The organism is Rhizobium sp. R635 (genome assembly GCF_002211285.1).
Taxonomy (GTDB): Bacteria; Pseudomonadota; Alphaproteobacteria; order Rhizobiales; family Rhizobiaceae; genus Rhizobium.
On record NZ_LOKX01000023.1, the window covers coordinates 145,936 to 169,430 of the forward strand.

Here is a 23,495-nt window from a genome sequence, read left to right on the forward strand (position 1 = left end):
GATGACGGTGCATTTCATCGGCGCGGGGCCGGGTGCTGCGGATCTGATCACGGTGCGCGGCCGCGATCTGATCGCCCGGTGCCCGGTCTGCCTCTATGCCGGCTCGATCGTCTCGCCGGAACTGCTTCAATATTGCCCGCCGGACGCGCGCATCGTCGATACCGCGCCGATGTCGCTCGACGAAATCGAGGCGGAGTATCTTCGCGCCGCTGCCGCCGGCCAGGATGTCGCCCGGCTGCATTCCGGCGACCTCTCCGTCTGGAGCGCGGTGGCCGAGCAGGTGCGCCGGCTTCAAAAACACGGCATCGCCTATACGATGACGCCGGGCGTGCCCGCCTTTGCCGCCGCAGCCTCCGTGCTCGGGCGCGAGCTGACCATCCCGGCCGTCGCCCAAAGCCTGGTGCTCACCCGCGTTTCCGGCCGCGCCTCACCGATGCCGAACGAAGAGACGCTCGCGAAATTCGGCGCGACGGGCGCCACACTGGCGATCCATCTGGCGATCCATGCCCTGAAGCAAGCGGTCGAGGAGCTGACGCCACTTTACGGCGCAGACTGCCCGGTCGCGATCGTCGTCAAGGCTTCCTGGCCGGATGAGCGCATCCTGCGCGGCACGCTTTCCGATATCGAGGCTAAGGTTGCAGCCGAACCGATCGAACGTACGGCGATCATCTTCGTCGGCCCGTCTCTCGCAACGGAAGATTTCCGCGGGAGCTCTCTCTATGATCCCGCTTATCAGCGTCGATTCAGGGGCAGGGAATAGCTGCTGGCCGCGCTGGTGGCGCGGCCTCTCGAATAACAAAACAGGCAAATTTACTCGGCTCAAACCCGCGCCGTCAGATAATCCATGCTGGCGCGCAGTGCACCGGCCGGATCCTTGACCGCATGTACTTCCGCCGCGAAGGGTTCGAAGGAGAACGGACCCTGATAGCCCGCCTGCAGCAGCGCCTTGATCTGCCCGGCATTGTCGAGCCGGTCGTCGCCGTCCACGAGCACACGATGGGAATCGCGCATATCGGCAACGGAAACGGAAGGATCGCTGACGCCCGAGATGTGCACGAGGCCGGCCAGGTCAGGGAAGGTCGCGGCTTCGCCGGCAAGGTGATGGTGGAAGGTGTCGTGGACGAGCTTGAAGGTCGATTGGGCGCCAAGCTCCTTGATTGCGTCAGCCGCTTCGGTCTTCGAGCGCAGCGAGCAGATCTCGAAACCGAGCGGCTCGACGAGACCAATGATGCCGGCCTTATCAAGCATCGGCTTCAGCGCGGATAGAGCCTCGCGCAGATTGGCCTGCCGTTCGCCATCGGCGCAGCCGGTGCCGTCGTTCTTCGGAACGAGGACGAGCGCCTTCGCGCCGGACGCGTGGGCATAATCGATCAATTCCTGCGCTTCCCCAGCGCGCGTTTCATTCCATTCGTTGAAACGCTGCAGGGCGTTGATCGAAATGATTGTCAGACCATGATTGGTCGCCGCTTGCCTGATCGCTTCGGGTTTGGTGCCGTCGAGAATCGCATTGCCGGAAAGGTCGTTGCGGATCTCGACGGAGTCGATACCGAGCGACTTTGCCAGCGCGAAAAAATCGTCGATGGCAAGCGATGGCGCAGCCATGTGGTTGAGCGCAAAGCGGATCGAAGTCATGACGGATATATCCTCCTCGGCTCCGCGGGCAGGCGGAGCGGTTCCTCGTGAATGAGTGAGCGAATCTCTATCCGAATTCGCCCGCCAATCCATCCATCATCGCCGGCCGCCGCTCTCATTGGTGAGAGAATTTCAGCCGACATGATAGAATTCCATCATTCCTCAGATGTTTTCGGAAAGGTAGATGTCGAAGGGCAGGAAGAACTGCCCGGGGATGGCGGCTTCGCTGTTTTCGACGGCGTTCGTCATCAGCACCATCAACTCCTGACAGAGCGCAGGCAGGGGAGTGCCGATCGCCATAGCGACGATGTCATCGGCAAGACCTGCTTTGCTGTCGGGCGTCAGTTCGTTGACCACGAGCACGACCTTGCCGCCCAGGTTCTCCTCCCGGAATGCCGAGATTGCTCCTTCCATGCCGCCGCCGCAGACATAAAGCCCGGCAAGATCGGGATGTTTCTGCAGCAACGTTAACGTAGCCTCGTGCGTGATCTCGGGCGTATCCAGGTTGATCAGCGTGTCGATGACATCAAATTCCGGCGCATTTTCGCGGAAGTAGGAGCGGAAGCCGATTTCCCGAAGCTCATGCCCATGAAAACGATGGCTGCCAACGAAACAGGCGACCTTGCCGGGTTTATGCGCCGTCCGCGCAATCACCCAGGCGGCGGTGCGGCCGACCTTGCGGTTGTTGACGCCGATGTAGCCCGTGCGCACGCCCGACGCGAAATCGGAGAGGAGCGAGAAGACCGGGACGCCTTTTTCCTTCAACTCCTCAATGGCGGCCGTCACCGCGGGGTAATCAGGCGCAACCAGGGCAATGGCCTGATTGCGCGCACCGAGAGCCTTGAGTTTCTCGACGATCGCAGCCGGCGTGGAGGCTGACGGAAAGTCGATATGCGCCTGGATGCGGACGTTCGTGACCGTTCGCGCCGCCGCTTCGATCTCACGCGCAAATGCCTGGTAGAACTGCTGTGTCGGCTTCTGCAGCAGGAAGGCGAGCCGGTATTGCGGCAAATCCTCGAAAACCCGCTGCCTGATCAGGCCGACGGCGTGATAGCCGATCTCCTGCGCCGCATCATAGACCCGCCGCGCCGTTTCCTCCCGTACGCGGTGGCGAGCGTTGAGAACGCGGTCGACGGTGGCGACGCTGACGCCGGAGGCGCGGGCAAGATCGGATATGGTGGGGCGGCGCATGGTGTTCCTGATGGATTCGATCATCGATGCAAGCCATTCTTGATGGCTTTTGATAGAATATATCAAGGCTGCATTGAGCGCCCTCGAAAGTCAACCTATTCTCTCCGGCAACAGCATAGCGGGAGGCGGATGATGGCGATCCAGACAAAGAAACGAGACTATGACCTGCTCGGCGAAAGCGGCCGCACCGCCGTCGAGACGGGGCTGGCGGCAGCCGAGTGGTATCACACCGAGATTCCGCGCAAGGAGATGAAGGCGCTGATGCAGCGCTCCGATGCGCCGGCGATCCGTGACACCATCATCTGGCTTGGCAGCATGGTCGTCTTTGCCGGGCTCGGCATTTACTTCTGGGGCTCGTGGGTCGCGATACCCTTCTTCCTCGCTTACGGCGTGCTCTACGGCTCGGCCTCCGACAGCCGCTGGCATGAATGTGGTCACGGCACCGCCTTCAAGACGCGCTGGATGAACGACGCCGTCTACCAGATCGCCTGCTTCATGATCATGCGCAATCCGGTGACCTGGCGCTGGAGCCATACGCGCCACCACACCGATACCGTCATCGTCGGCCGCGATCCCGAAATCGCCGTCATGCGGCCGCCGGATCTCGTCCGGCTGGTCCTCAATTTCTTCGGCATCCTCGACGCCTGGCATGCGGTCGTCGACATGCTGCGCAATGCCTTCGGCGTCATCAGCGCGGCGGAAAAGACCTTCATTCCCGAGATGGAGCAGCCGAAGGCGATCCGCTTCGCCCGTATATGGCTCGCCATCTATATCGTCACGATCGCGACCGCCATCGCCACGGGCTCGATCCTGCCGCTGATGCTGATCGGCCTGCCGCGCCTCTACGGCGCATGGCACCATGTTCTGACCGGGCTGCTGCAGCATGGCGGCTTGGCCGACAATGTGATCGACCACCGGCTGAACAGCCGCACTGTTTACATGAACCCGATCAGCCGCTTCATCTACTGGAACATGAACTACCACGTCGAACATCACATGTTCCCGATGGTGCCCTACCACGCACTGCCCAGGCTGCATGCGATGATCAAGCACGACCTGCCGGCGCCGAACCCGTCGATCTGGTCCGGCTATCGCGAGATGATCCCGGCCTTCCTGCGCCAGTTGCGCAACGAGGACTACTTCCTGAAACGCGAACTGCCGGCAACCGCTCGGCCCTATCGCGAAGAATTCCACAACGAACTGGCCCCGGCGGCACAATAATCACGATCGAGGGAGGATAATATGAGCGGAAACTGGATCGAAGTCTGCGGCAAGGACGAGATCGACGAAGAGGATGTCATCCGCTTCGATCATGAGGGACGCACCTTTGCAGTCTATCGCAGCCCGGATGACGAGTTCTTCGCGACCGACGGGCTTTGCACGCACGAACATATCCATCTCGCCGACGGGCTTGTCATGGATGAGATCATCGAATGTCCGAAACATAATGGCCGCTTCAACTACAAGACGGGCGAAGCCAAGGGCGCGCCGGTCTGCGTCAACCTCAGGACTTATCCGGTAAAGGTTGAAGGCGGCAGCGTCTTCATCTCGATCTGAGGAGGCAGACGTGGCTCATTTCGTCATCATCGGAGCCGGCGAATGCGGTGCGCGCGCCGCCTTCGCCTTGCGGGAGAAGGGCTTTGCCGGCGAGATAACGCTTGTCGGCGCCGAACCCCTTCACCCTTACGAGCGGCCACCGCTTTCGAAGGCCGGCTCCGCCGATGCGGCCGATCCGAAATTCATCGCCACACTGGAGAAATACACAGAAAGCGGCATCCGGCTGCTGACCGGCCTGGAGGCGAGGGATTTCGACACCACATCCAGGACCGTCACGCTCTCCGACGGCACGACGCTCTCCTATGACAAGCTTCTGCTTGCAACAGGCGCGAGCGCGCGTTCGCTTCCCGGTGCTTCGGAGAACAGTCCGCATATCCGTTCGTTGCGGACGCATCACGATGCGGCAGCGCTACGCGATGCGATGAAGCCGGGGCGGCATATCGCCATCATCGGCGGCGGCTTCATCGGACTGGAACTTGCGGCGACCGCACGGCTGCTCGGCGCCGGCGTCACCGTCGTCGAGGGACTGGAGCGGGTGCTGAAGCGCGGCGTGCCTGAAGAAATCGCCCATCTCCTCACCGAGCGCCATCGCGCCGAGGGCGTCGATGTCCGCTGCGGCGTCTCCATCGCGGCGCTGACCGAGGAAGGCGGAAAGGCGGTGATCAGACTGTCGACCGGGGAAATCATAGAGGCTGATCTCGCTCTCGTCGGCATCGGCGCGCGGCCGAATGTCGAGATCGCCGAAAGGGCGGGGCTGACAATCGAAAACGGCATTGCCGTCGACACCTATCTGCAGACTTCCGCCCCTGACGTTTTTGCGGCCGGCGACTGCTGCTCCTTCCCCCTGCCGATCTATGACGGCCTGCGGGTAAGGCTCGAATCCTGGCGCAACGCCCAGGAGCAGGGCACATTGGCCGCGGCCAACATGCTCGGCCTCGACGAAGCCGTTTCGGCTGTGCCGTGGTTCTGGTCGGATCAATACGACATGACGCTGCAAATTGCCGGCCTCGCCGATGGAGCCGTCCTGCATCTGCGGCGCGACCTCGGCCCTGGCGCCTTCATTCTCTTCCATCTCGATGCCGCTGGCCGGCTGATCGCCGCGAGCGGCATCGGACCGGGCAACACGATCGCGCGCGACATCCGCCTCGCCGAAATGCTGATCGCGGCCCGCGCTCATCCCGATCCGGCTGCGCTCACAGCCAGCGACGTTAAGCTCAAATCCCTTCTGGCCGCCTGAGCCGCCCTCTCTTTTTCAAAGGAATTGACAATGAAGAAACATAAGCGCGCGACGGTCGCCGATCTGCTTGCGGAAAAGGGCAAGCGCCAGCTCACCATGCTGCGCGTCACCACGCTGGAGGAGGCCGAAGCGGCCGAGAAGGCTGGAATCGACATGGTCTCGGTGCCGCCATCGCTGCTCGGCCCGGTCTTTCGCGAGATCGCGCCGACGCCCTTTGCCATTCCGGGGCTCGAATATGGCGATCACGTCTCGGCGGAAGATTATCTCCGTGCCGCCTTCGCGGCGCTGAAGGCCGGCGGCGATGCCGTCTATTGCGCCGCAAGCCTGCAGACGATCCGGCGCCTGCGGGATGAAGGCATCCCCGTCTGCGGCCATCTCGGACTGATCCCTTCGAAGGCGACCTGGACGGGCGGTTTCCGCGCCGTCGGCAAGACGGCGGCGAGTGCCGCCGAGATCTTGCGGCAGACCAAGGCGCTGGAAGAGGCCGGCGCCTTCGCCGCCGAAATCGAAGTCGTCCCCGGCGAGGTCGCGGCCGCCATCAGCGGCAACACCTCGATGCTGATGATTTCCATGGGAGCCGGCAGCGGCTGCGACGCCCAATATCTCTTCGCCGATGACGTGCTCGGCGCCAATCGCGACCACACTCCGCGCCACGCCAAGGTCTATCGCAACTTCGCCGCCGAATATGACCGGCTGCAACGCGAGCGCATCGCCGCCTTCACGGAGTTCGCCGAGGACGTCAAGACCGGCGCCTATCCGGAAAAGCGCCATTGCGTCGGCATTGATGAAGCGGAGCTCAGGATGTTTCTGGACCAGCTGAAGATGGGTAACATCTGAAGACGGCCTTGCTCGACGCTTCCCCCTTCTCCAGAGCGGAGAGAAGATGCCCGCCAGGGCAGATGAGGGGGCGAGCGACGATAGGAGCGAGGCCCTGAGCGTAAGCGAAGGGCAATGCATGGCGTGCCGAGCGGCCCCCTCATCCGCCCTACGGGCACCTTCTCGCTGGGGAGAAGGGGAGCCTTCCATTGGCTTCCGCGCCGGCCTGTGTCAGGAATGATCCGTTCGATTCATTCGGAACGGAGTATTCAGCCCCCTGTGACGATCGGCTTTGCGCATGCGGAATTGATTGCGGTGCTCGTCGCTGTGACGGGAGACGAGCCGCGTGTGATGACGATCCGTTCCGGCAATGCGCTGCCGTCAGGCCCCTTCGAAATGGGTCATCGCACACTGCAATCAGGCCTGCGCGAATGGGTTCAGGAGCAGACGGAGCACCCGGTCGGTTATCTCGAACAGCTCTATACCTTCGCGGACCGTGACCGGAACAACGAAATCCTCGGCGGCCGGACGATCTCGATCAGCTATCTCGGCCTCGTCAACGAACAGTCGGGCGCCGGCCGGCCGGGGTGGCACGGCTGGTACGAATATTTCCCCTGGGAAGATCATCGGCAGGGAAGGCCGGCCGTGCTCGACGAGATCATGGCGCGCCTGAGAAGCTGGGCCGATGCCGACCCGGCGCGGCGCGATCATCGCCACCGCCGGGCGGATTTCACCTTCGGCCTCGACGGCGGCGGCTGGAACGAGGATCTCGCGTTGCAGCGCTATGAACTGCTCTATGAAGCAGGGCTCGTCGCCGAAGCGGGATGCACAGCCGAAGCCAATCTCGGCCGGGCGATGTTTGCCGACCACCGCCGCATTCTGGCGACCGGGATCGCAAGGCTGCGCGCCAAGATCAAATACCGTCCCGTCGTCTTCGAACTCATGCCGGACAGTTTCACGCTGCTGAGATTGCAGCGCACCATCGAAGCGTTGGCCGGGCTGACGCTGCACAAGCAGAATTTCCGCCGCCTCATCGAACAGCAGGAGCTGGTCGAGGAAACCGGCGGAACGGAAAGCGAAACCGGCGGCCGGCCGGCCAAGCTCTTCCGCTTCCGCCATACGGTGCTCGAAGAACGCGCGCTCGCCGGAACGAAATTACCGCTCTCCCGCAATTGACATATGCTCAGTATGAGAATATGTCTTTGCCCATAATATGCTCAAATCGAGCATAATCAGGAGCCGGTCATGAATCACGCTGTTTCCGCATCCTCGCTCTACGACCGCGTCAGCCGCGTCATCCCCAAAGCCGAATGGATGACGTACGAAAATGACGTCGACGCGATCCTCGAGCTCAAGCGCCGCCGCAACGCCGTCATCCTCGCCCATAACTATCAGACACCGGAGATCTTCCATGGCGTGGCCGATATCGTCGGCGACAGCCTGGCGCTTGCCCGCAAGGCGATCGAGGTCGATGCGGATGTCATCGTGCTTGCCGGCGTGCACTTCATGGCCGAGACTGCAAAGCTTCTGAACCCTGAGAAAACCGTGCTGATCCCGGATCTCGGCGCCGGCTGCTCGCTGGCGGACTCGATCACGCCGGAGGATATCGCGCTGCTGCGCCAGGCCCATCCCGGCGTCCCCGTCATCACCTATGTCAATACGTCGGCCGCGGTGAAGGCCGCCTCCGACATCTGCTGCACTTCGGGCAATGCCAAGCAGGTGGTGGAATCGCTCGGCGTGCCGAAGGTGCTGATGATCCCGGACGAATATCTGGCGCGCAATGTCGCCCGCGAGACCGATGTCGAAATCATCGCCTGGCATGGACATTGCGAGGTGCATGAACTCTTCACTGCCGACGACGTGCGCCAGCTGCGCGAAAACCATCCCGGCGTGACCGTGCTCGCACATCCGGAATGCCCGCCTGACGTCGTGGCGGAAGCCGATTTCGCCGGCTCGACCGCCGTGATGTCGGATTACGTCGGCACGCAAAAGCCGGCGCGGGTCGTGCTGCTCACCGAATGCTCGATGAGCGACAATGTCGCCGTTCATCACCCCGACGTCGAGTTCATCCGGCCCTGCAATCTCTGCCCGCACATGAAGCGGATCACGCTCGCCAATATCCGCGCCGCGCTCGAAGAAAACCGTCACGAAGTCACGGTCGATCCGGCGATCGCCGTTGCTGCACGCCGCGCCGTTGAGAGGATGCTGGCGATATGACCGAGATCCTCGAACAGCTGGCAGGGCGCACCGTCATCGTCGGCAGCGGCCTTGCCGGGCTGATGACCGCCCTGACGCTGGCGCCGGAACCCTGCGTCATCGTGACCCGCGCCGCCCTTGGCGCCGAGACATCGAGCGCCTGGGCGCAGGGCGGCATCGCCGCCAGCATGGGCGCGGATGACAGTGCTGAACTGCATCTTGCCGATACGCTTGCCGCCGGCGATGGGCTCTGCGATCCGGCGGTTGCCGCCGGCATCATTGCCGAAGCCCCGGCGGCGATTGCCGCACTCGAACGGGCAGGCGTACGTTTCGACAGGAATGCCGCGGGCGAACTCTCGCTCGGGCTGGAAGCCGCGCATTGCCGCCGCCGCATCGTCCATGCCGAAGGCGACGGCTCCGGGGCGGCGATCACTGCCGCCCTGGTGCGGGCGGTATTGCAAACACCCTCGATCACCGTGCTCGAAGGCTTCGAGGCTCGGCGGATACTGATGACCGGCGACCATGTGGCGGGCCTGCTCTGCGCCACCGCGAATGGCGCGGCCATCCTTCCGACGTCCAAGGTGGTGCTCGCCACCGGCGGCATCGGCGGGCTCTATGACGCGACCACCAATCCGATGGGCAATTTCGGCCAGGGCATCGCGCTCGCGGCAAGGGCGGGTGCCGATCTCGCGGACATGGAGTTCGTGCAGTTCCATCCGACGGCGCTCGATTCACGCCGCAGGCCGCTGGCGCTCGTCAGCGAGGCGGTGCGCGGGGAGGGGGCCCTGCTCGTCAACGGAAAGGGCGAACGGTTCATGGCCCGCATATCGGGCGCCGAGCTTGCGCCGCGCGACGTGGTGGCGCGAGCGATCAGCGCCGAGATCGGCCGTGGCGGCAAGGTCTTCCTCGATGCCCGCAATGCTCTCGGCGGCCGGTTTGCCATGCGCTTCCCCGTCATTTCAGCCCTTTGCGGCGAGGTCGGTATCGACCCCGCGACAGACCTCATCCCGGTGCGCCCGGCCGTTCACTATCACATGGGCGGCGTTGCGACGGATGCGAATGGCCGCAGTTCGGTGCCCGGTCTCTGGGTGGCGGGGGAAGCGGCTTCCACCGGCCTGCACGGCGCAAACCGGCTCGCCAGTAACTCGCTGTTGGAGGCGACTGTGATGGGCATGCGGACCGCGCGCGATACATCCGGCGTGCCGGCAAATGGTATCGGCTCGGTCATTGCCGCAAAACTGCCGGCGCCGGCCGATGCATCGCTCGTCCGGCCGATCGTCTCGCGCCATCTCGGCGTGCTGCGCAACGCGGGCACCGTGAATGGAGCGATCGCCGCATTGCTGCCGCTCGCCGAAAGCACCGGCCCTGCCGCCGATCCCGCTATCGTCGCTCTGCTGATCGCCGTCTTTGCCAGCCTGCGAATGGAATCGCGCGGCGCCCATGCCCGTACCGATTTTCCGCTGAGGCTCGCCGATGCGCAGCGGCGGCGGATGGGCCTGTCGGACGCCCTGGAAATCGCCCACGCGACACCGCCCTATACGCTTGCAAGGAGTGCCTGAGATGAGCCTCGTTCCCCTCCCGCGCCTGATCGTCGAACCTTTGGTGCGCGCAGCCCTTCTCGAAGATCTCGGCCTTGCCGGCGATATCACCTCGACATCCGTCATTCCGAAGGAGCATCGCTCGACGGTGGTGATGGCCGCCCGTCAACCGGGGGTGATTGCCGGCCTCGATGCGGCCGAACTCGCCTTTTACCTCGTCGATCCCGAAATCACCATGCTCCGCCATCTCGAAGACGGCGATGCGGTCAAGCCGGGTGACGTGATCGCCACCATCGAAGGCCCGTCGCGCGGCCTGCTCACCGCCGAGCGCACCGCGCTCAATTTCCTCGGTCATCTCTCTGGCATTGCGACCGTCACGGCCGAGATTGCCGCCGCCATCAAGAGCACCAAGGCTTCCGTCGCCTGCACGCGCAAGACGACGCCGGGGCTGAGAGCGCTGGAGAAATATGCAGTGCGGGCCGGCGGCGGCATGAACCACCGTTTCGCGCTCTACGACGCGGTGCTGATCAAGGATAACCATGTCGCGATCGCCGGCGGCATCACGGAGGCGATCCGCCGGGCGCGGACCGGTGTCGGTCATATGGTGAAGATCGAGGTCGAGGTCGATACGCTGGATCAATTGCGTGAGGCGATGGAAGTCGGCGTCGATGCCGTTCTGCTCGACAACATGACGCCGGATCAGTTGCGCGAAGCCGTCGCCATCATCGCCGGCCGGGCCATCAGCGAAGCATCCGGCCGCGTCACGCCGGTAACGGCCGCCGCAATCGCGGCGTCCGGGGTCGATCTCATTTCCATCGGCTGGCTGACACACAGCGCGCCGGTGCTCGATATCGGGCTCGATTTCGTCGAGGCGGCAACGGTGGCGGAAACCGGCGCAAAACGGATCGTCCAGGCACGATGATCCTCTAAGTGTGCCGATCGATTTTGAGCTGCGCCGACGGCGACAGTTGAAATAACGTGCCGTAATGAGACGCCGAACCTTGCCGCATCAAGTGTTGGCTAAGCATTTTCCTCCACAGCCGGCGCGAAAAGATGCAATTATTCGATGAAACTTCTTCTTTTTATAGCAAAGACGCTATGCGCGGCGCTCTTATAGCACTAACATGATCACCGATTGGCCGGCGCCTCTGCGCGCCTGGCTTTCTGGGGTGAGAACCGAAATGCAAGGGACATCCGGAGAGGTGTCGACGAATAGGCTCTGCCTGCTCGGAAGACCGCGATTGATGGCGGCGGGGAAAGAGCTCCCCTTGCCGGAGAAATCTTATTTTCTCCTCGCCATGCTCGCGGCCGAACCCAATCTCGAACTCGACCGCGAAACGATCAGGCGGCAGCTCTGGCAATCGGAACTGCCGGAAAAGCGGGCAGGGAGCCTGCGTCAGTTGCTCGCCCGCATCGAACAGAGCATTCCCGGCGACCTTCCGCCGCTTCTCGCCGCGACCAGAACCCATATCGGACTGGGCAGCGGCTGGGAGGTCGACGTCCGCATCTTGAAGCGGAAAGGGCCGCTCGCGCCCGAAGACAGCGGCATGCTCAACGGCGAATTGCTGGAAGGCGCCAAGTCGCCGACGCAAGGTGCGGAAGACTGGCTGACCTTCGAGCGCCAGCGTATCGACGAATTGCGCTCGGCCCATCTCACCCGGCTGGTCGAGACATCGGAAGATCGGTCCGATGAAGAACAGGTAGCCCTTGCCAAGCGTCTGCTGGAACTCGACCCTGCCAACGAGACGGCCTATCGCGCCTTGATGCGCCTTCATGTCAGGATGAACGATCCGGCCGCGGCGCGTCAGGCCTATCTGAAGTGCAAGAGCCAGCTGAAGGACGATTTCGATACCGAGCCGGAAGAGAGCACTACAGCGCTCGCCCGCGAACTCGGCCTGATCCCCGCAGCTCAGGTTGTGACGCCGGAACGTCCGTTGGCGCCCGGCATGTTCGCCGATATGCTCGGCCAGCCGCGCATCATCATCCTGCCGCCGGAAAGCATCTTCACCGATCCGCTGATGGAACGCGTCGGCAGAGCGCTGCTCGAAGACGTCACCATCGGGCTCAGCCAGCAGCGCGGCTTCAAGGTGATTGCGGCCCATACCAGCCTCGAGATCCTCAGCCGCTCGGTCGACCCTTCGCGCGCCGTCCCCGGCCCGCTCGACCTCAGCTTCGACTATGCGGTCTACGTCACCATCCAGGGCCGCGACGAGGATGTCTATGCGACCTGCCGCCTGACGCGGACGACGACGTCGGAGGTGATCTGGGCACTGGAACTGCCGCTGGTGATGCAGAAGATCAGCGAATCCTTCGCGCATCTGACCCGGCGGATCGTCTCCTCGCTCGCCGATACGATCGAGCGCCATGAACTGGCGATGCCGATCGGCGAGGCGCCGGCGTCCGCCTACCGTCTCTACCTCGAAGGCAAGCGGCTGATCGCCCAGACGGACCTGCAGCACCTGCGCCAGGCGCGCAAATGGTTCAAATCCTCGCTCAACCGTTATGAGCATTTCTCGGCCGCCCATGCCGGCGTATCACGCGCTCTCGGCATGGAATGGCTGATCCGCGGCATGCAGGACACCGATCTTCTCGATGAGGCGAATGGCGCGGCGCGGCTGGCGCAGCAGTCCGACCCGAACAGCGGCCGGGCCTACCGCGAACTCGGCTTCGTGGCGCTTTATCGCCGCCGCTTCGACGAAAGCCTGGAATATTTCCAGCAGGCTCAGGATCTCAATCCCAACGATGCGGATATCCTTGCCGATTTTGCCGACGCACTATCCCATGACGGCGATTTCGATCGGGCGCTCGAGCTCAGCCGCGCGGCCTTCAAGCTCAATCCCTTGCCGCCGGACTATTACTACTGGAATCTCGGCGGCATCCACTTCATGCGCGAAGAGTACGAAAAGGCAATCGAAGCGCTGGAACCTGTGAAGACGAAACAGGCGACGGCCCGACTGCTTGCCGCCTCGCATGCCATGGCCGGCAATACAGACAAGGCCGGGAACTATGCCAGGATAGTGCTCGAAAACTTCCCCGATTTCCGCAGCGAGGACATCCGCCATTTCGTCCCCGATCGCGATCCCGCCTTTACGGAACCGTTGATAAAAGGCCTGCAGCTTGCCGGTCTTCCCTGATTGCATCGCTTTTTAACGAAGCCTGTAACGCTTAAATGACGCAGGCAATGTTTCCCTCCGATGGTTAACGGCAGCAAGGCGCTGTCCCGACCAATCGGAGATCGAACATGAAGACGAATGCTGAAACCACCCCAGTCCAGGCACAGTCGCTGCGTTTCTCTGCAGCCGCGAGGGCAGCCCTGAAACAGGACGAACTCAACGTTTCCGGCAATGGGCTCGAAAACCTGACGCACGCACTGAGATTCCGCTAAGGACAAGATCGTATGTCCGCTTTCGCCGATCTTGAAAAGCTTGCCGGTGATCTCGAACGATCATCGGCCGGCGTCAGCGAATATCACGACCGCGCGGTCACGCCGGCTCAGACGCTGGCAGCAATCAGGCCGCATCTGCGCGAATTCGGTGTTACGCGCGTCGGCCTCTTGACCGCGCTCGATGTGTTGAACATTCCCGTCGCCTTCGCGACGCGGCCGAACAGCCATACGCTCTCCGTCTTTCAGGGCAAGGGCATCGACAACGAAGCCGCCATGGCCTCGGCTGCCATGGAGGCGATCGAGACGCGGATTGCGGAAATTGCCCCCGCCGACCTGACGCAGGCGACCGTTGCCGGCATGCGGGCGGAACGCGCCGCCATGATCGATCTCGACAATGTCGCACGCTGCGCCCCTGACGAGATCGGAAATAGCCCCATTCCCTGGTGCTCCGGCCTCGACATCCTTTCCGGCAGCAGCGTTTTCGTGCCCTGGTGGCTCGTCGGCCTCGATCATCGCGGCGAGAGGCCGCCGGGCTTCGAGCAATCGAGCGACGGCCTTGCCTCCGGCAACACGCCGTCCGAAGCGGTGCTGCATGGGCTTTGCGAGCTGGTGGAGCGCGACGCCTGGGCCTTGACCCAGCTGAAATCGCCTGAGCGCCTGAAGGAGAGCCGCATCGATCCCGCCTCCTTCGGCGATGCCGTCATCGACATCATGACCGACCGGATCGCACGCGCCGGCATGCGGCTGCTGCTGCTCGACATGACCAGTGATATCGGCGTTCCCGCGTTTCTGGCCGTCATCATGCCCGGCAATCTTTCCGACCGTGTCGATGCGCGTTGGTCCTATGTCTGCGGCGGCTGCGGCTGCCATCCCGATCCCGTGCGCGCCGCGTTGCGCGCCATTACCGAAGCGGCGCAGAGCCGGCTGACCGCGATTGCCGGCAGCCGCGACGATTTCTCGCCGCGCATCTATCAGCGGCTCGACCAGAGTGCGGCGATGCAGCAGGTTGTCGAACTCTGCGAGGGCGACGGCCGGATGCGCCCGTTCCAGGCCCGTCACCGCCGCCCGGCGACGATCCAGGAGACCATCGGTCATATTGCCGACCGGCTGACGGCAACCGGCGTCGAGCAGATCATCGTCGTGCCGTTTGCGCATCGGGACCTGCCGGTCTCGGTCGTCAGGGTGATCGTGCCGGGTCTGGAAGTCGACATCTCGGGCCAGTACATCCAGCTCGGCATGCGCGCCGTCAACACCATGAGGGGAGCCCAATCATGAAGGTGCTGTTCGTCGGCCCGAGCCTCGGAAGCGATCTGGCCGCGGCAAGAGCGATGTCTCCTCGCATCGATTTCCGCCCGCCGGCCGCCTGCGGCGACATCCTGAAAGCCGTTGAGGACGGCGCCACCGCGATCGGCCTCGTCGACGGCTATTTCGGCGATCTGCCGTCGGTTTGGCATAAGGAAATCCTCTACGCGCTCGAACATGATGTCGCCGTTGCCGGCGGCGCCAGCATGGGCGCGTTGCGGGCAGCCGAATGCGCTCCCTTCGGCATGGTCGGCATCGGTTCGATCTTCGAGGATTATGAGACGGGCCGATTGCTCGACGACGAAGCCGTCGCCCTGGTGCATGCTCCGCAGGAACTCGGCTGGCTGCCGCTCTCCGTGCCCTGGGTCGATTTCGAGCCGACGATCGAGGCGCTTTACGCCGGCGGCGAGATTTCCCCCGGCGAGCGCAAGAAACTGCTGCTTGCCGGCCGCTTCCTGCATTTTTCCGAGCGCACCTATGCGAAGGTGGTCGACGAGTGCCATTTCGCCCGCAAGCCGCGCCGCGACCACATCCTCGCCGCCATCCGCACGAACCGCGTCGAACGCAAGCGCAACGACGCGCGGCTGGTGCTGGATTGGCTGCGCCGGGACGAATTCCTGCCCGTCGACCGTGACTGGCGCTTTGCCGCAACCTCCCACTGGGAGCTTTTGCACGCCGAAGTCACGCGGACTGTGACTCCTGTAACGCTAGAATAACGGTCGCGGCAGAAAGATGCACTGGCGATGGAATCGTATGGTTCCACGACCAAAGAGGCGGGAACGATGTTTGAACAACATAGCGAAGGTACAGGCAGCGAATACGCAAGGATCTTCCGGCTGCTGTCGGCAGCCAAGGAGGAGGCTGAAAAGCTTCAGCTGCGTAATCTGATGCACCTGACGAACATGGCGCTGCTGCAGGTCGTCATCGATTGGGACGGCATAGATCCCGACAGGGAACTTGACGTCAATCTCGAGAAGCTGCTCGGCAGCAAGGCCAAGATCGCAATGAAGGATGCCAGCGAGAATCTGATCCTGATCGACCGCCACTAACCCTCATGCGGCCCGCCCCGACCGCGTAAGGACAAGCGGTTTATTCGGCCGCGTCGCTTTCCAACTGCTCGGTGTTGGCGATCGCCTGGACGAGTTTCAGGATCTTCTTGCGGAGCGCTTCGTTCTTGATCGAGAAGAACGCCGCGTTGAGAAGAACGCCTTCGCGCGAAATCACGAATTCCTCGCTGGGAGCGGGGTTGTCGTTGGCTGTATCAGGAGCGGACAGATCGTCGAAAAACGTTCTGACATCGACCTTCAGCGCGCCGGCGATTTCGACCAGCATGCTGGCGGAAACGCGATTTGAGCCTTTTTCGTATTTCTGGATCTGCTGGAACGTGACACCCACACGTTCGCCCAGTTCCGTCTGGGAAACCTTCCTCAGCAGACGCTGTATACGGATCGTCTTTCCGACGTGAACATCCACTGCATGCGGTTCTTCTTTCATTTCTTTTCCCTCCTGAAGACAGCGGATATGAAGTTATTCGCCAAATCCCTGCCTGACAACTTTTACCTGAGATGAGTAAAGCTAGCAATTGTTTGGTGGTACGTCGTCCCAAACCGAAACATTTGCGTTGCTTCATCATTAAACAAGCAAAAGACATGCCAAAGTAGCACTTTTGCGAGATACAGCACATCATATGATTTTGTGAGGTCAGAGCGACCAGAGGCGCTGCGCATTGGCGAAAAGCAGCTTGGAACGCTCCGCCTCGCTGCTGGAGGAAAGGACGGCATGGGTCGCCGCCACCCATGTGGAAAGTCCGCCGCCGAGCGTGCAGACCGGCCAGTCGCTGCCCCAGATGACACGATCCCAGCCGAAATTCGCGATGACGTGTTCGATATAGGGTCTCAGCGTCTCAGCCGTCCATGTCCCGGCATCGGCATAGGCGACGACGCCGGAGATCTTGCAGATGACGTTCGGCCGCCGGGCAATCTCCGAGATACCGGCCTTCCAGGGCTCGAAAGCATCCGAGCGGATATCGGGCACGCCGCAATGGTCGAGCACGAACTGCACGTCAGACGCAAGATCGATAAGCGCGGTCACGCGGCCCGCCTGATGCGGCAATGTGCAGAGGTCGAAAGTCAGACCGCTGCCGCCGATGCGCCGGATGTTTTCACGGAAAAGCGCGCCTTCCGACACAGCGTCGGGGACGACATGCAGCACGCGGCGGAACCCTTTGACGAAAGGATCGGCCTTTTGCCGCTCGAGATAGGCGGCAAAGTCCTTCTCTTCCGGCCGGCAGGAGACGATGGCGCCGGCAATCAGGCTGCCCTCGCGGGCAGCAACAGTCTTGATGTGATCGGTCTCGGCCTGCATGGCGGCGGGATCGACGTCCACCTCCATATGGAGCACCTTGGTGATGCCGCAGCGCCGGGCCTCGGCCGCATAGGTCTCGTAGAGGAAATCATGATCGAGATCGGGCACACCGGAGAGCCAGGGATAGGGCAGCGCCGAGCGGTCGATAATGTGCAGATGGGTGTCGATCAACAGGCTCTCTCCTCCAGAGTGATCCTGGCAAGCTATCTCCAGTGAATGGATTGTTCAAATAGAAATTCCCGGCCGTCAGCCAGGATTGAGGACATCCGCCCCAGCCAGCAGCGAAAGCTGGGCGGCTGTCTTCTGCACCAGCAGGATGGTCTGGCTGATATCGGGCGCCGAAGGCGCGTTCACGAGCGCGATGAAGGGGCAGGTGAGGGCAGCGATGCAGCGCCCGTCCGGCCCGAGGACCGGCGCGGAAAGATTATAGACGCCCGCCGTCTGGGCGCTCGCCATCATCTCGTAGCCGCGCTCGCGGATCTGGTCGAGACGGTCGTAGAATTCGGCGCCGAGTTCGATATCGGCGCGGCTGCGCACATGTTCGGAGATCATCATCTCCCGCTCCTCCGCGCTGCGGAAGGCAAGCAGAACATGGCCCGAGCCGGTGTCGAACAAGCTGATATGGGCGCCGATACGGATGGAGAACCCCCAGTAATCCGGGGCCTCCTGCTGGGCGATGACGACTGCCGCGCCGCGATCGAAGACCGCGAGGTGATTGGCCTGGCGCGTGCGCTGGGCGAAATCCCGCATCAGCGGCGTGGCATAGGAGGCGAGCCGGCGCACCGGCGCATGCAGCTGCGCCAGGCCGAAGAGCTTAAGCGTCAGCGAATAGCGGTCGCCGTCGAGCCGCGTGACGTAACCGCGGCGCACCAGGCGATCGAGCATGCGGTAGAATTCATTGGGGCTGCGATCGAGCCGCTTGGCGATCTCCGCCTGGGTGAGGCCGCTGTCGACGCCGGCAAGCAACTCCAATATATCGAGGCCCTTGTCGAGGGCAGGAGCGCGGTAGCGGTCGGACTCGTCGGCTTCCATTTCCTTCCTCCTATGAATATTGCTCTGCATATACGCAGAACCGCGACCGGAAAAGGAAAACTTCGCACTTGACCCTGGGACGATCGTCTGTTTGTCTATAAACAGACAAATCATGGCTGAAGACAGGCAGCCAATCGGAGCAAGGTGGCATGTTGCGCTCACCTTGCCAGAACCACCTCGACGCGCGCGGGGGAAAGCTGGTGATGGACGGTGACGGCGAGCTGTTTCATCATGGCCGAGCCCTGAAGCACAGCCGCATCCATCGTCCAGCGTAGAGACATCAAGAAAAGGCCCGTGACATGACAAACAGACTTTCCGGCAAGACCGTTCTCATCACCGCCGCCGGCCAGGGCATCGGCCGGGCGACGGCGGCGGCCTTTGCCGCAGCCGGCGCCAAGGTCCACGCGACCGACATCAATACCGATGCGCTCGCAAGCCTGGCCGCGGAAACCGGCGTTTCCACTCATCAGCTGAACGTGCTCGACGGGGGTGCGGTCACGGCCCTCGTCGCCGAGATCGGCGCCGTCGACGTGCTGTTCAACTGCGCCGGCTTCGTTCATGCGGGCTCGATCCTCGAAATGCAGGATGCCGACCTCGAATTCGCCTTCGACCTCAACGTCAAAGCGATGATCCGCACCATCCGCGCCGTGCTGCCGGGCATGCTCGAGCGCAAGGACGGGGCGATCATCAACATGGCCTCGGTCGCCTCCAGCATCAAAGGCGTGCCGAACCGCTTCGCCTACGGCGTCACCAAGGCGGCGGTCATCGGGCTGACCAAAGCGGTCGCCGCCGATTACGTCGCCCAAGGCATCCGCTGCAACGCCATCTGCCCCGGCACGGTGGAAAGCCCGTCGCTGCAGGACCGCATGCGGGCGCAAGGCGATTATGACGCGGCGCGCGCCGCCTTCATCTCCCGTCAGCCGATGGGCCGGCTCGGCTCGCCGGAGGAAATCGCCGATCTCGCCGTCTATCTCGCAGGCGCGACCTACACCTCCGGCCAGGCGATCGCCATCGACGGCGGCTGGACGATCTGACCTCAGCTGATGGTGCGGCCGGCAGCGCTGCCGGCCGGTCGGCCACAGCCTTCGGCCCATACAATGATAATCGGGAGGAACAACAATGACCCGCATCACCGATCTCCGCGTCTTCGACCTCCGCTTTCCCACGTCGCAAAGCCTTGACGGCTCCGATGCGATGAACCCCGATCCCGATTATTCGGCCGCCTACGTCATTCTCGATACGGACACGCCCGGTCTTGCCGGCCACGGCCTGACCTTCACCATTGGCCGCGGCAACGACATTTGCTGCATGGCGATCGAGGCGATGCGCCATCTCGTCGTCGGCGCAGACCTTGCCGAGGTTCTCGCCCATCCAGGCAAGTTCTGGCGGCATCTGACGAGCGACAGCCAATTGCGTTGGATCGGCCCGGAAAAGGGCGCCATTCATCTGGCGACCGGCGCGGTCGTCAACGCCGTCTGGGATCTGCTCGCCAAGCAGGCCGGCAAGCCCGTCTGGCGGCTCGTCGCCGAAATGTCGCCTGAGGAGATCGCCGATATCGTCGACTACCGCTATCTCACCGACGTGCTGACACGCGACGAAGCGATCGACATTCTCAAGAAGGCGGAAGCCGGCAAGGCGGAGCGCATCGCCATCCTCGAAAAAGAGGGTTACGCCTGCTACACGACCTCGGCCGGCTGGCTGGGTTATGAGGACGAGAAGCTGCGCCGCCTTTGCCGGGAGGCGATCGACGCCGGCTTCAACCATATCAAGATGAAGGTCGGCCGCGATCTGGAAGACGATATCCGGCGCCTCAGGATCGCCCGCGAGGTGATCGGTCCCGATCGCTATCTGATGATCGACGCCAACCAGGTCTGGGACGTCGGCCAGGCGATCGACTGGATCAAGGCGCTTTCGCCGGCCAAGCCCTTCTTCATCGAGGAACCCACAAGCCCGGACGATGTTGCCGGCCATCGCAAGATCCGCCAGGCGATCGCGCCGGTGAAGGTCGCGACCGGCGAGATGTGCCAGAACCGCATCATGTTCAAGCAGTTCATCGCCGAGGGCGCGATCGATATCGTGCAGATCGATTCCTGCCGCATGGGAGGGCTGAACGAGGTCCTCGCCGTGCTGCTGATCGCCGCGAAGTTCAATCTGCCGGTCTGGCCACATGCCGGCGGCGTCGGCCTCTGCGAATATGTACAGCACCTGTCGATGATCGATTACCTCGCGGTGTCGGGCACCAAGGACGGCCGCGTCATCGAATATGTCGACCACCTGCACGAACATTTCGTCGATCCCTGCCGGATCGAGAACGCCGCTTACATGCCACCCAGCCTGCCGGGCTTCTCCATCGAGATGAAGCCGGCCTCGATCAGCAACTATACGTTTCCAGGCTAAGGAAATTTCGTCGGAACTGACGTATCAAATGCCGTCCGCATGATCAGTTCCGCCTCTCCATAGTCTTTCCTCACCGGCCGCAGGCTTCCAATCTGGAAGGGCTGCTCCAATTCTCTTGGAGGCGGCGAAGCTTGCTTTTTTTAGCTGTCAGGAATATTTTTGAAACGTGAATGTGGAGGGGGCTCTGCACCAGCGGGCCAGCAAATTTTATTGAGCAGAAACAATAGAATGTTTGCGATCGAGCCATGCCCAAGTTTCACGATGTCAAGAGACTGTGCGCCTATCTGCTGACCGCCGCGGCAATACTGCTGTCGGCCGCCGTCGCGCATGCCGCGGTCACCGAAGAGAAGGGACGCCGCGTCGCGCTCGTCATCGGCAACTCGGTCTATAAGACGCTGCCCTCGCTTCCCAATCCCGCCAATGATGTCGAAGAGGTCTCGAACACGCTGCGCGCAGCCGGTTTCGACGTGACGATCGGCGTCAATGTCGACCGCATCGCGCTCGAAGATACGGTGCGCCGTTTCCTGCGCTCGACCGGCAACGCCGAAGCCGGCCTCATCTATTATTCAGGCCACGGCATCCAGGTGGGCGGCCAGAATTTCATCGTGCCGGTCGATGCCACGCTGGAAACACCCTATGACGTCGAGACGCAGACCATGCCGCTCGACCTCATCCTGAACCACCTCAAGCAGAATTCGCGCGTGCAGTTGATCTTCCTCGATGCTTGCCGCAACAACCCGTTCAACGCACAGAAATTCTGGATGGCTGAAAAGCTGGAGCCGATCGGCGCGACGCGGGGGCTTGCGCGCATCGACAGCGACCTCGGCAGCCTGATCGCCTTCTCCACCGAACCGGGCCAGGTGGCCCTCGACGGCGAGGGGGCGCTCAGCCCCTATTCCGAATCCTTCATCAAGCGCGCCAGCGAACCCAACAAGGAAATCCGCCAAGTCCTGACCGATGTGCGCCGCGACGTGATCGCCATGACCAACGGCAAGCAGGTGCCCTGGGAAAACTCCTCGCTGATGGACAGCTTCTATTTCATCCCGGCGCCGCCGCCGCCAAGTGTGGAGCCGATGCAGCAGGCGAGCGTGCCGGAAGGAGCCGCAGCCACGAAGCTGACGATCGCACCCCCGCATGACGAGACCGGTTCGGCGCTGCTCGTCACCATCAACCAACTCCCCCAGACCGGCAAGCTCAGCTTCGACGGCAAGCCGCTGGAGCAGGGCGCCAAGCTTCCCGCCGCGGCGCTGACGGCGCTGACCTATGATTCATCGGGCGTTGCGGCCGGCACCGTCGGCCTAATCGGTTATACCGTGAGCGATCCTTACGGCCAGGCGACTCAGGGCGTGGTCGCCATCACCGTTTCGGCCGATGCCGGGGCCAAGCTGGCCCAGCTCGAACAGGAGAAACAGGCGCGGCTTGCCGATGCCGGCGCCTATCTGAAGGAACTGCCGCGTGATATCGACACGACGATCGGCGTCGGCCCCATCAAGGCCAACCTTCCCGTAGTCCCGGCTTCGGGCGCGGAAATGACCTTCAAGGTCGCCGCCCTGCCAGACAAGGGCACGCTGCGCGCCGCAGACCGGGTGATCGGGCTTGGCCACGTGCTTGAGGCAGCGGATATTCCAGCTCTATCCTACGAGCCGCAGATCGGCACGGAAAACCAGACCTTCGCCATGACGCTGCAGGCCGCCAACGACGACCTGCCGCCCGCAACCGTCACCTTCAAACCGACCCTCGACGCCTGCGACACCGCAGCCGCAGCCCCCCTCGACCTGCAGGGCGTGACCGCAGGCAAGCTGCCGAACGAGATCGATCCGGACGTGGCTGTGCCCGCCTGCACGGAGGCGATGAAAACCTATCCCGAGGTCGCACGCTTCGTCTACCAACTCGGCCGCGCCCAGCTTGCCAACCGCGAGACGAAGACGGCCTTTGCGACGATTAAGAAGGCTATGGATGCGGGGCATGTAAGGGCGATCTACGAACTGTCGAGCCTCTATGAATTCGGCGCTTCCGTTCCGCGCGACGCCGCCAAGGCAAGTCAGATCGCCAAGGGTGGCGCTGCCAAGGGCGATCCCTTCGCCCTGCTTAGCTACGGCAAGGCTCTCTATTACGGCCGCGGCATCAAGGCCGACCAGCAAGAAGGATTGCGCTTGATCCTAAAGGCTGCCGATCTCGGCCATACCTATGCGATGAACGAGCTCGGCTACATCTTCCTGAACGGTGTCAACGTTCCCGCCGATCCGGATCGCGGCATCCGCTTCTATGAGGCAGGCGTCGAACGGAACGACATCTATTCCCTGAACAATCTCGCTTTAGTGTATCGCCTGGGAAAGAGTGCGCCGCAGGACCTTCCCAAAGCAATCGATCTCTTCACGCGGGCGGCGGAAGGTGGCCAGCCCTATGCTCCGACAAATCTCGGGCGCATGTATCGCGACGGTGTCGGCGTTGCCGCTGATAAGGCCGAAGCGGTGAAGTGGCTGGAGATGGGCGCGGAGCGCGGCGATTACTGGGGTGCACTCGACCGCGCCAATCTGGCGAAGGAAGAAGGCACGGACGCAGACAGCCTTGCCACTGCGGCTCGTTATTTCGCACTGGCGACCGCAATCAACATGCCGGGCAGCGGCGATCCGAAAAACCAGGCGCTGGCTGAACTCAAGAAGCTGCCTGCTGCGGCAAAGAAGCAAGCAGAAGAGGCCTTTGCCGCCGAGCTGACTGCAGAGGAACAGAAGGCAATTCCCAAGTCCAAATCGCCGGACGACAGGCTCGTCAAGCTCGCCAAGGCGACGTGGGTCAAGCGAAATCCGAGATACGATCTCTTCTAAAATGGCGATCCGGGGGCGCCTTA

23 protein-coding genes are annotated in these 23,495 nt (G+C 62.8%); 17 read left to right on the forward strand and 6 right to left on the reverse strand.

Features of this window, described 5'->3' with window-relative positions:
- Window position 1: 1 nt before the first annotated feature.
- Window positions 2-760, forward strand: a complete 759-nt coding sequence (cobM, locus tag ATY78_RS17410) for a precorrin-4 C(11)-methyltransferase (protein ID WP_088683560.1) — start codon at window positions 2-4, stop codon at window positions 758-760.
- Between the two features lie 59 nt (window positions 761-819).
- Here cobM and ATY78_RS17415 read toward each other — a convergent pair whose 3' ends face one another.
- Together ATY78_RS17415 and ATY78_RS17420 are read right to left on the reverse strand one after the other, a co-directional pair.
- Window positions 820-1,632 (reverse strand): TIM barrel protein, encoded by an 813-nt coding sequence (locus tag ATY78_RS17415; RefSeq protein WP_088683561.1) that lies wholly within the window; start codon window positions 1,630-1,632, stop codon window positions 820-822.
- A 162-nt stretch (window positions 1,633-1,794) separates the two neighbouring features.
- Window positions 1,795-2,823, reverse strand: a complete 1,029-nt coding sequence (locus ATY78_RS17420) for a LacI family DNA-binding transcriptional regulator (RefSeq protein ID WP_088683780.1) — start codon at window positions 2,821-2,823, stop codon at window positions 1,795-1,797.
- Window positions 2,824-2,955: 132 nt separating this feature from the next.
- On the opposite strand from ATY78_RS17420, the gene ATY78_RS17425 reads away from it, so the two are divergent.
- From ATY78_RS17425 to ATY78_RS17480, 13 genes are all read left to right on the forward strand, one after another.
- A complete protein-coding gene (locus ATY78_RS17425; protein ID WP_088683562.1) occupies window positions 2,956-4,044 on the forward strand; it encodes a fatty acid desaturase family protein in 1,089 nt (362 codons plus the stop codon).
- Between the two features lie 21 nt (window positions 4,045-4,065).
- Complete coding sequence (locus ATY78_RS17430) at window positions 4,066-4,380, forward strand: MocE family 2Fe-2S type ferredoxin (RefSeq protein ID WP_088683563.1); 315 nt, start codon at window positions 4,066-4,068, stop codon at window positions 4,378-4,380.
- A gap of 10 nt (window positions 4,381-4,390) precedes the next feature.
- Window positions 4,391-5,617, forward strand: a complete 1,227-nt coding sequence (locus ATY78_RS17435; protein ID WP_088683564.1) for an FAD-dependent oxidoreductase — start codon at window positions 4,391-4,393, stop codon at window positions 5,615-5,617.
- A gap of 30 nt (window positions 5,618-5,647) precedes the next feature.
- Complete coding sequence (locus ATY78_RS17440) at window positions 5,648-6,454, forward strand: 3-methyl-2-oxobutanoate hydroxymethyltransferase (RefSeq protein WP_088683565.1); 807 nt, start codon at window positions 5,648-5,650, stop codon at window positions 6,452-6,454.
- Between the two features lie 258 nt (window positions 6,455-6,712).
- Window positions 6,713-7,609: a hypothetical protein gene (locus ATY78_RS17445; protein ID WP_088683566.1), complete on the forward strand. Its 897-nt coding sequence runs from the start codon at window positions 6,713-6,715 to the stop codon at window positions 7,607-7,609.
- Window positions 7,610-7,678: 69 nt separating this feature from the next.
- On the forward strand, window positions 7,679-8,650 hold the full coding sequence (nadA, locus tag ATY78_RS17450) for a quinolinate synthase NadA (RefSeq protein WP_088683567.1): 972 nt from the start codon (window positions 7,679-7,681) through the stop codon (window positions 8,648-8,650).
- Window positions 8,647-10,188 (forward strand): L-aspartate oxidase, encoded by a 1,542-nt coding sequence (locus ATY78_RS17455; RefSeq protein ID WP_088683568.1) that lies wholly within the window; start codon window positions 8,647-8,649, stop codon window positions 10,186-10,188. Before nadA ends, ATY78_RS17455 begins: the two co-directional genes overlap by 4 nt.
- A gap of 1 nt (window position 10,189) precedes the next feature.
- Window positions 10,190-11,089, forward strand: a complete 900-nt coding sequence (nadC, locus tag ATY78_RS17460; protein WP_088683569.1) for a carboxylating nicotinate-nucleotide diphosphorylase — start codon at window positions 10,190-10,192, stop codon at window positions 11,087-11,089.
- Window positions 11,090-11,348: 259 nt separating this feature from the next.
- Window positions 11,349-13,301, forward strand: a complete 1,953-nt coding sequence (locus tag ATY78_RS17465) for a BTAD domain-containing putative transcriptional regulator (RefSeq protein WP_088683570.1) — start codon at window positions 11,349-11,351, stop codon at window positions 13,299-13,301.
- A 107-nt stretch (window positions 13,302-13,408) separates the two neighbouring features.
- Window positions 13,409-13,552, forward strand: coding sequence for a hypothetical protein (locus ATY78_RS28585; RefSeq protein WP_190237482.1), 144 nt, complete (start codon window positions 13,409-13,411; stop codon window positions 13,550-13,552).
- Window positions 13,553-13,564: 12 nt separating this feature from the next.
- Window positions 13,565-14,827 (forward strand): YcaO-like family protein, encoded by a 1,263-nt coding sequence (locus ATY78_RS17470; protein WP_088683571.1) that lies wholly within the window; start codon window positions 13,565-13,567, stop codon window positions 14,825-14,827.
- Window positions 14,824-15,570 (forward strand): TfuA-like protein, encoded by a 747-nt coding sequence (locus ATY78_RS17475; RefSeq protein WP_088683572.1) that lies wholly within the window; start codon window positions 14,824-14,826, stop codon window positions 15,568-15,570. The genes ATY78_RS17470 and ATY78_RS17475 overlap by 4 nt, the downstream gene beginning before the upstream one ends.
- A gap of 66 nt (window positions 15,571-15,636) precedes the next feature.
- Complete coding sequence (locus tag ATY78_RS17480; protein ID WP_088683781.1) at window positions 15,637-15,903, forward strand: hypothetical protein; 267 nt, start codon at window positions 15,637-15,639, stop codon at window positions 15,901-15,903.
- A 40-nt stretch (window positions 15,904-15,943) separates the two neighbouring features.
- Here ATY78_RS17480 and ATY78_RS17485 read toward each other — a convergent pair whose 3' ends face one another.
- The 4 genes from ATY78_RS17485 to ATY78_RS28990 all read right to left on the reverse strand — a co-directional run bounded on the left by ATY78_RS17485 (window position 15,944) and on the right by ATY78_RS28990 (window position 18,531).
- A complete protein-coding gene (locus ATY78_RS17485) occupies window positions 15,944-16,348 on the reverse strand; it encodes a helix-turn-helix transcriptional regulator (protein ID WP_088683573.1) in 405 nt (134 codons plus the stop codon).
- Window positions 16,349-16,555: 207 nt separating this feature from the next.
- Complete coding sequence (locus tag ATY78_RS17490) at window positions 16,556-17,392, reverse strand: amidohydrolase (RefSeq protein WP_088683574.1); 837 nt, start codon at window positions 17,390-17,392, stop codon at window positions 16,556-16,558.
- Between the two features lie 72 nt (window positions 17,393-17,464).
- Complete coding sequence (locus ATY78_RS17495) at window positions 17,465-18,250, reverse strand: IclR family transcriptional regulator (protein ID WP_088683575.1); 786 nt, start codon at window positions 18,248-18,250, stop codon at window positions 17,465-17,467.
- A gap of 158 nt (window positions 18,251-18,408) precedes the next feature.
- Window positions 18,409-18,531 carry a hypothetical protein gene (locus tag ATY78_RS28990; protein ID WP_280950449.1) on the reverse strand — a complete coding sequence of 41 codons (123 nt, stop codon included), beginning with the start codon at window positions 18,529-18,531 and terminating at the stop codon, window positions 18,409-18,411.
- Window positions 18,532-18,549: 18 nt separating this feature from the next.
- Between ATY78_RS28990 and ATY78_RS17500 the strand changes: the two genes are divergently transcribed.
- The 3 genes from ATY78_RS17500 (at window position 18,550) to ATY78_RS17510 (ending at window position 23,472) form a co-directional block, all read left to right on the forward strand.
- Window positions 18,550-19,284 (forward strand): SDR family oxidoreductase, encoded by a 735-nt coding sequence (locus tag ATY78_RS17500; protein WP_088683576.1) that lies wholly within the window; start codon window positions 18,550-18,552, stop codon window positions 19,282-19,284.
- Window positions 19,285-19,369: 85 nt separating this feature from the next.
- Window positions 19,370-20,647, forward strand: coding sequence for an L-fuconate dehydratase (locus tag ATY78_RS17505; protein ID WP_088683577.1), 1,278 nt, complete (start codon window positions 19,370-19,372; stop codon window positions 20,645-20,647).
- A gap of 245 nt (window positions 20,648-20,892) precedes the next feature.
- On the forward strand, window positions 20,893-23,472 hold the full coding sequence (locus ATY78_RS17510; protein ID WP_088683578.1) for a caspase family protein: 2,580 nt from the start codon (window positions 20,893-20,895) through the stop codon (window positions 23,470-23,472).
- Window positions 23,473-23,495: the final 23 nt, after the last annotated feature.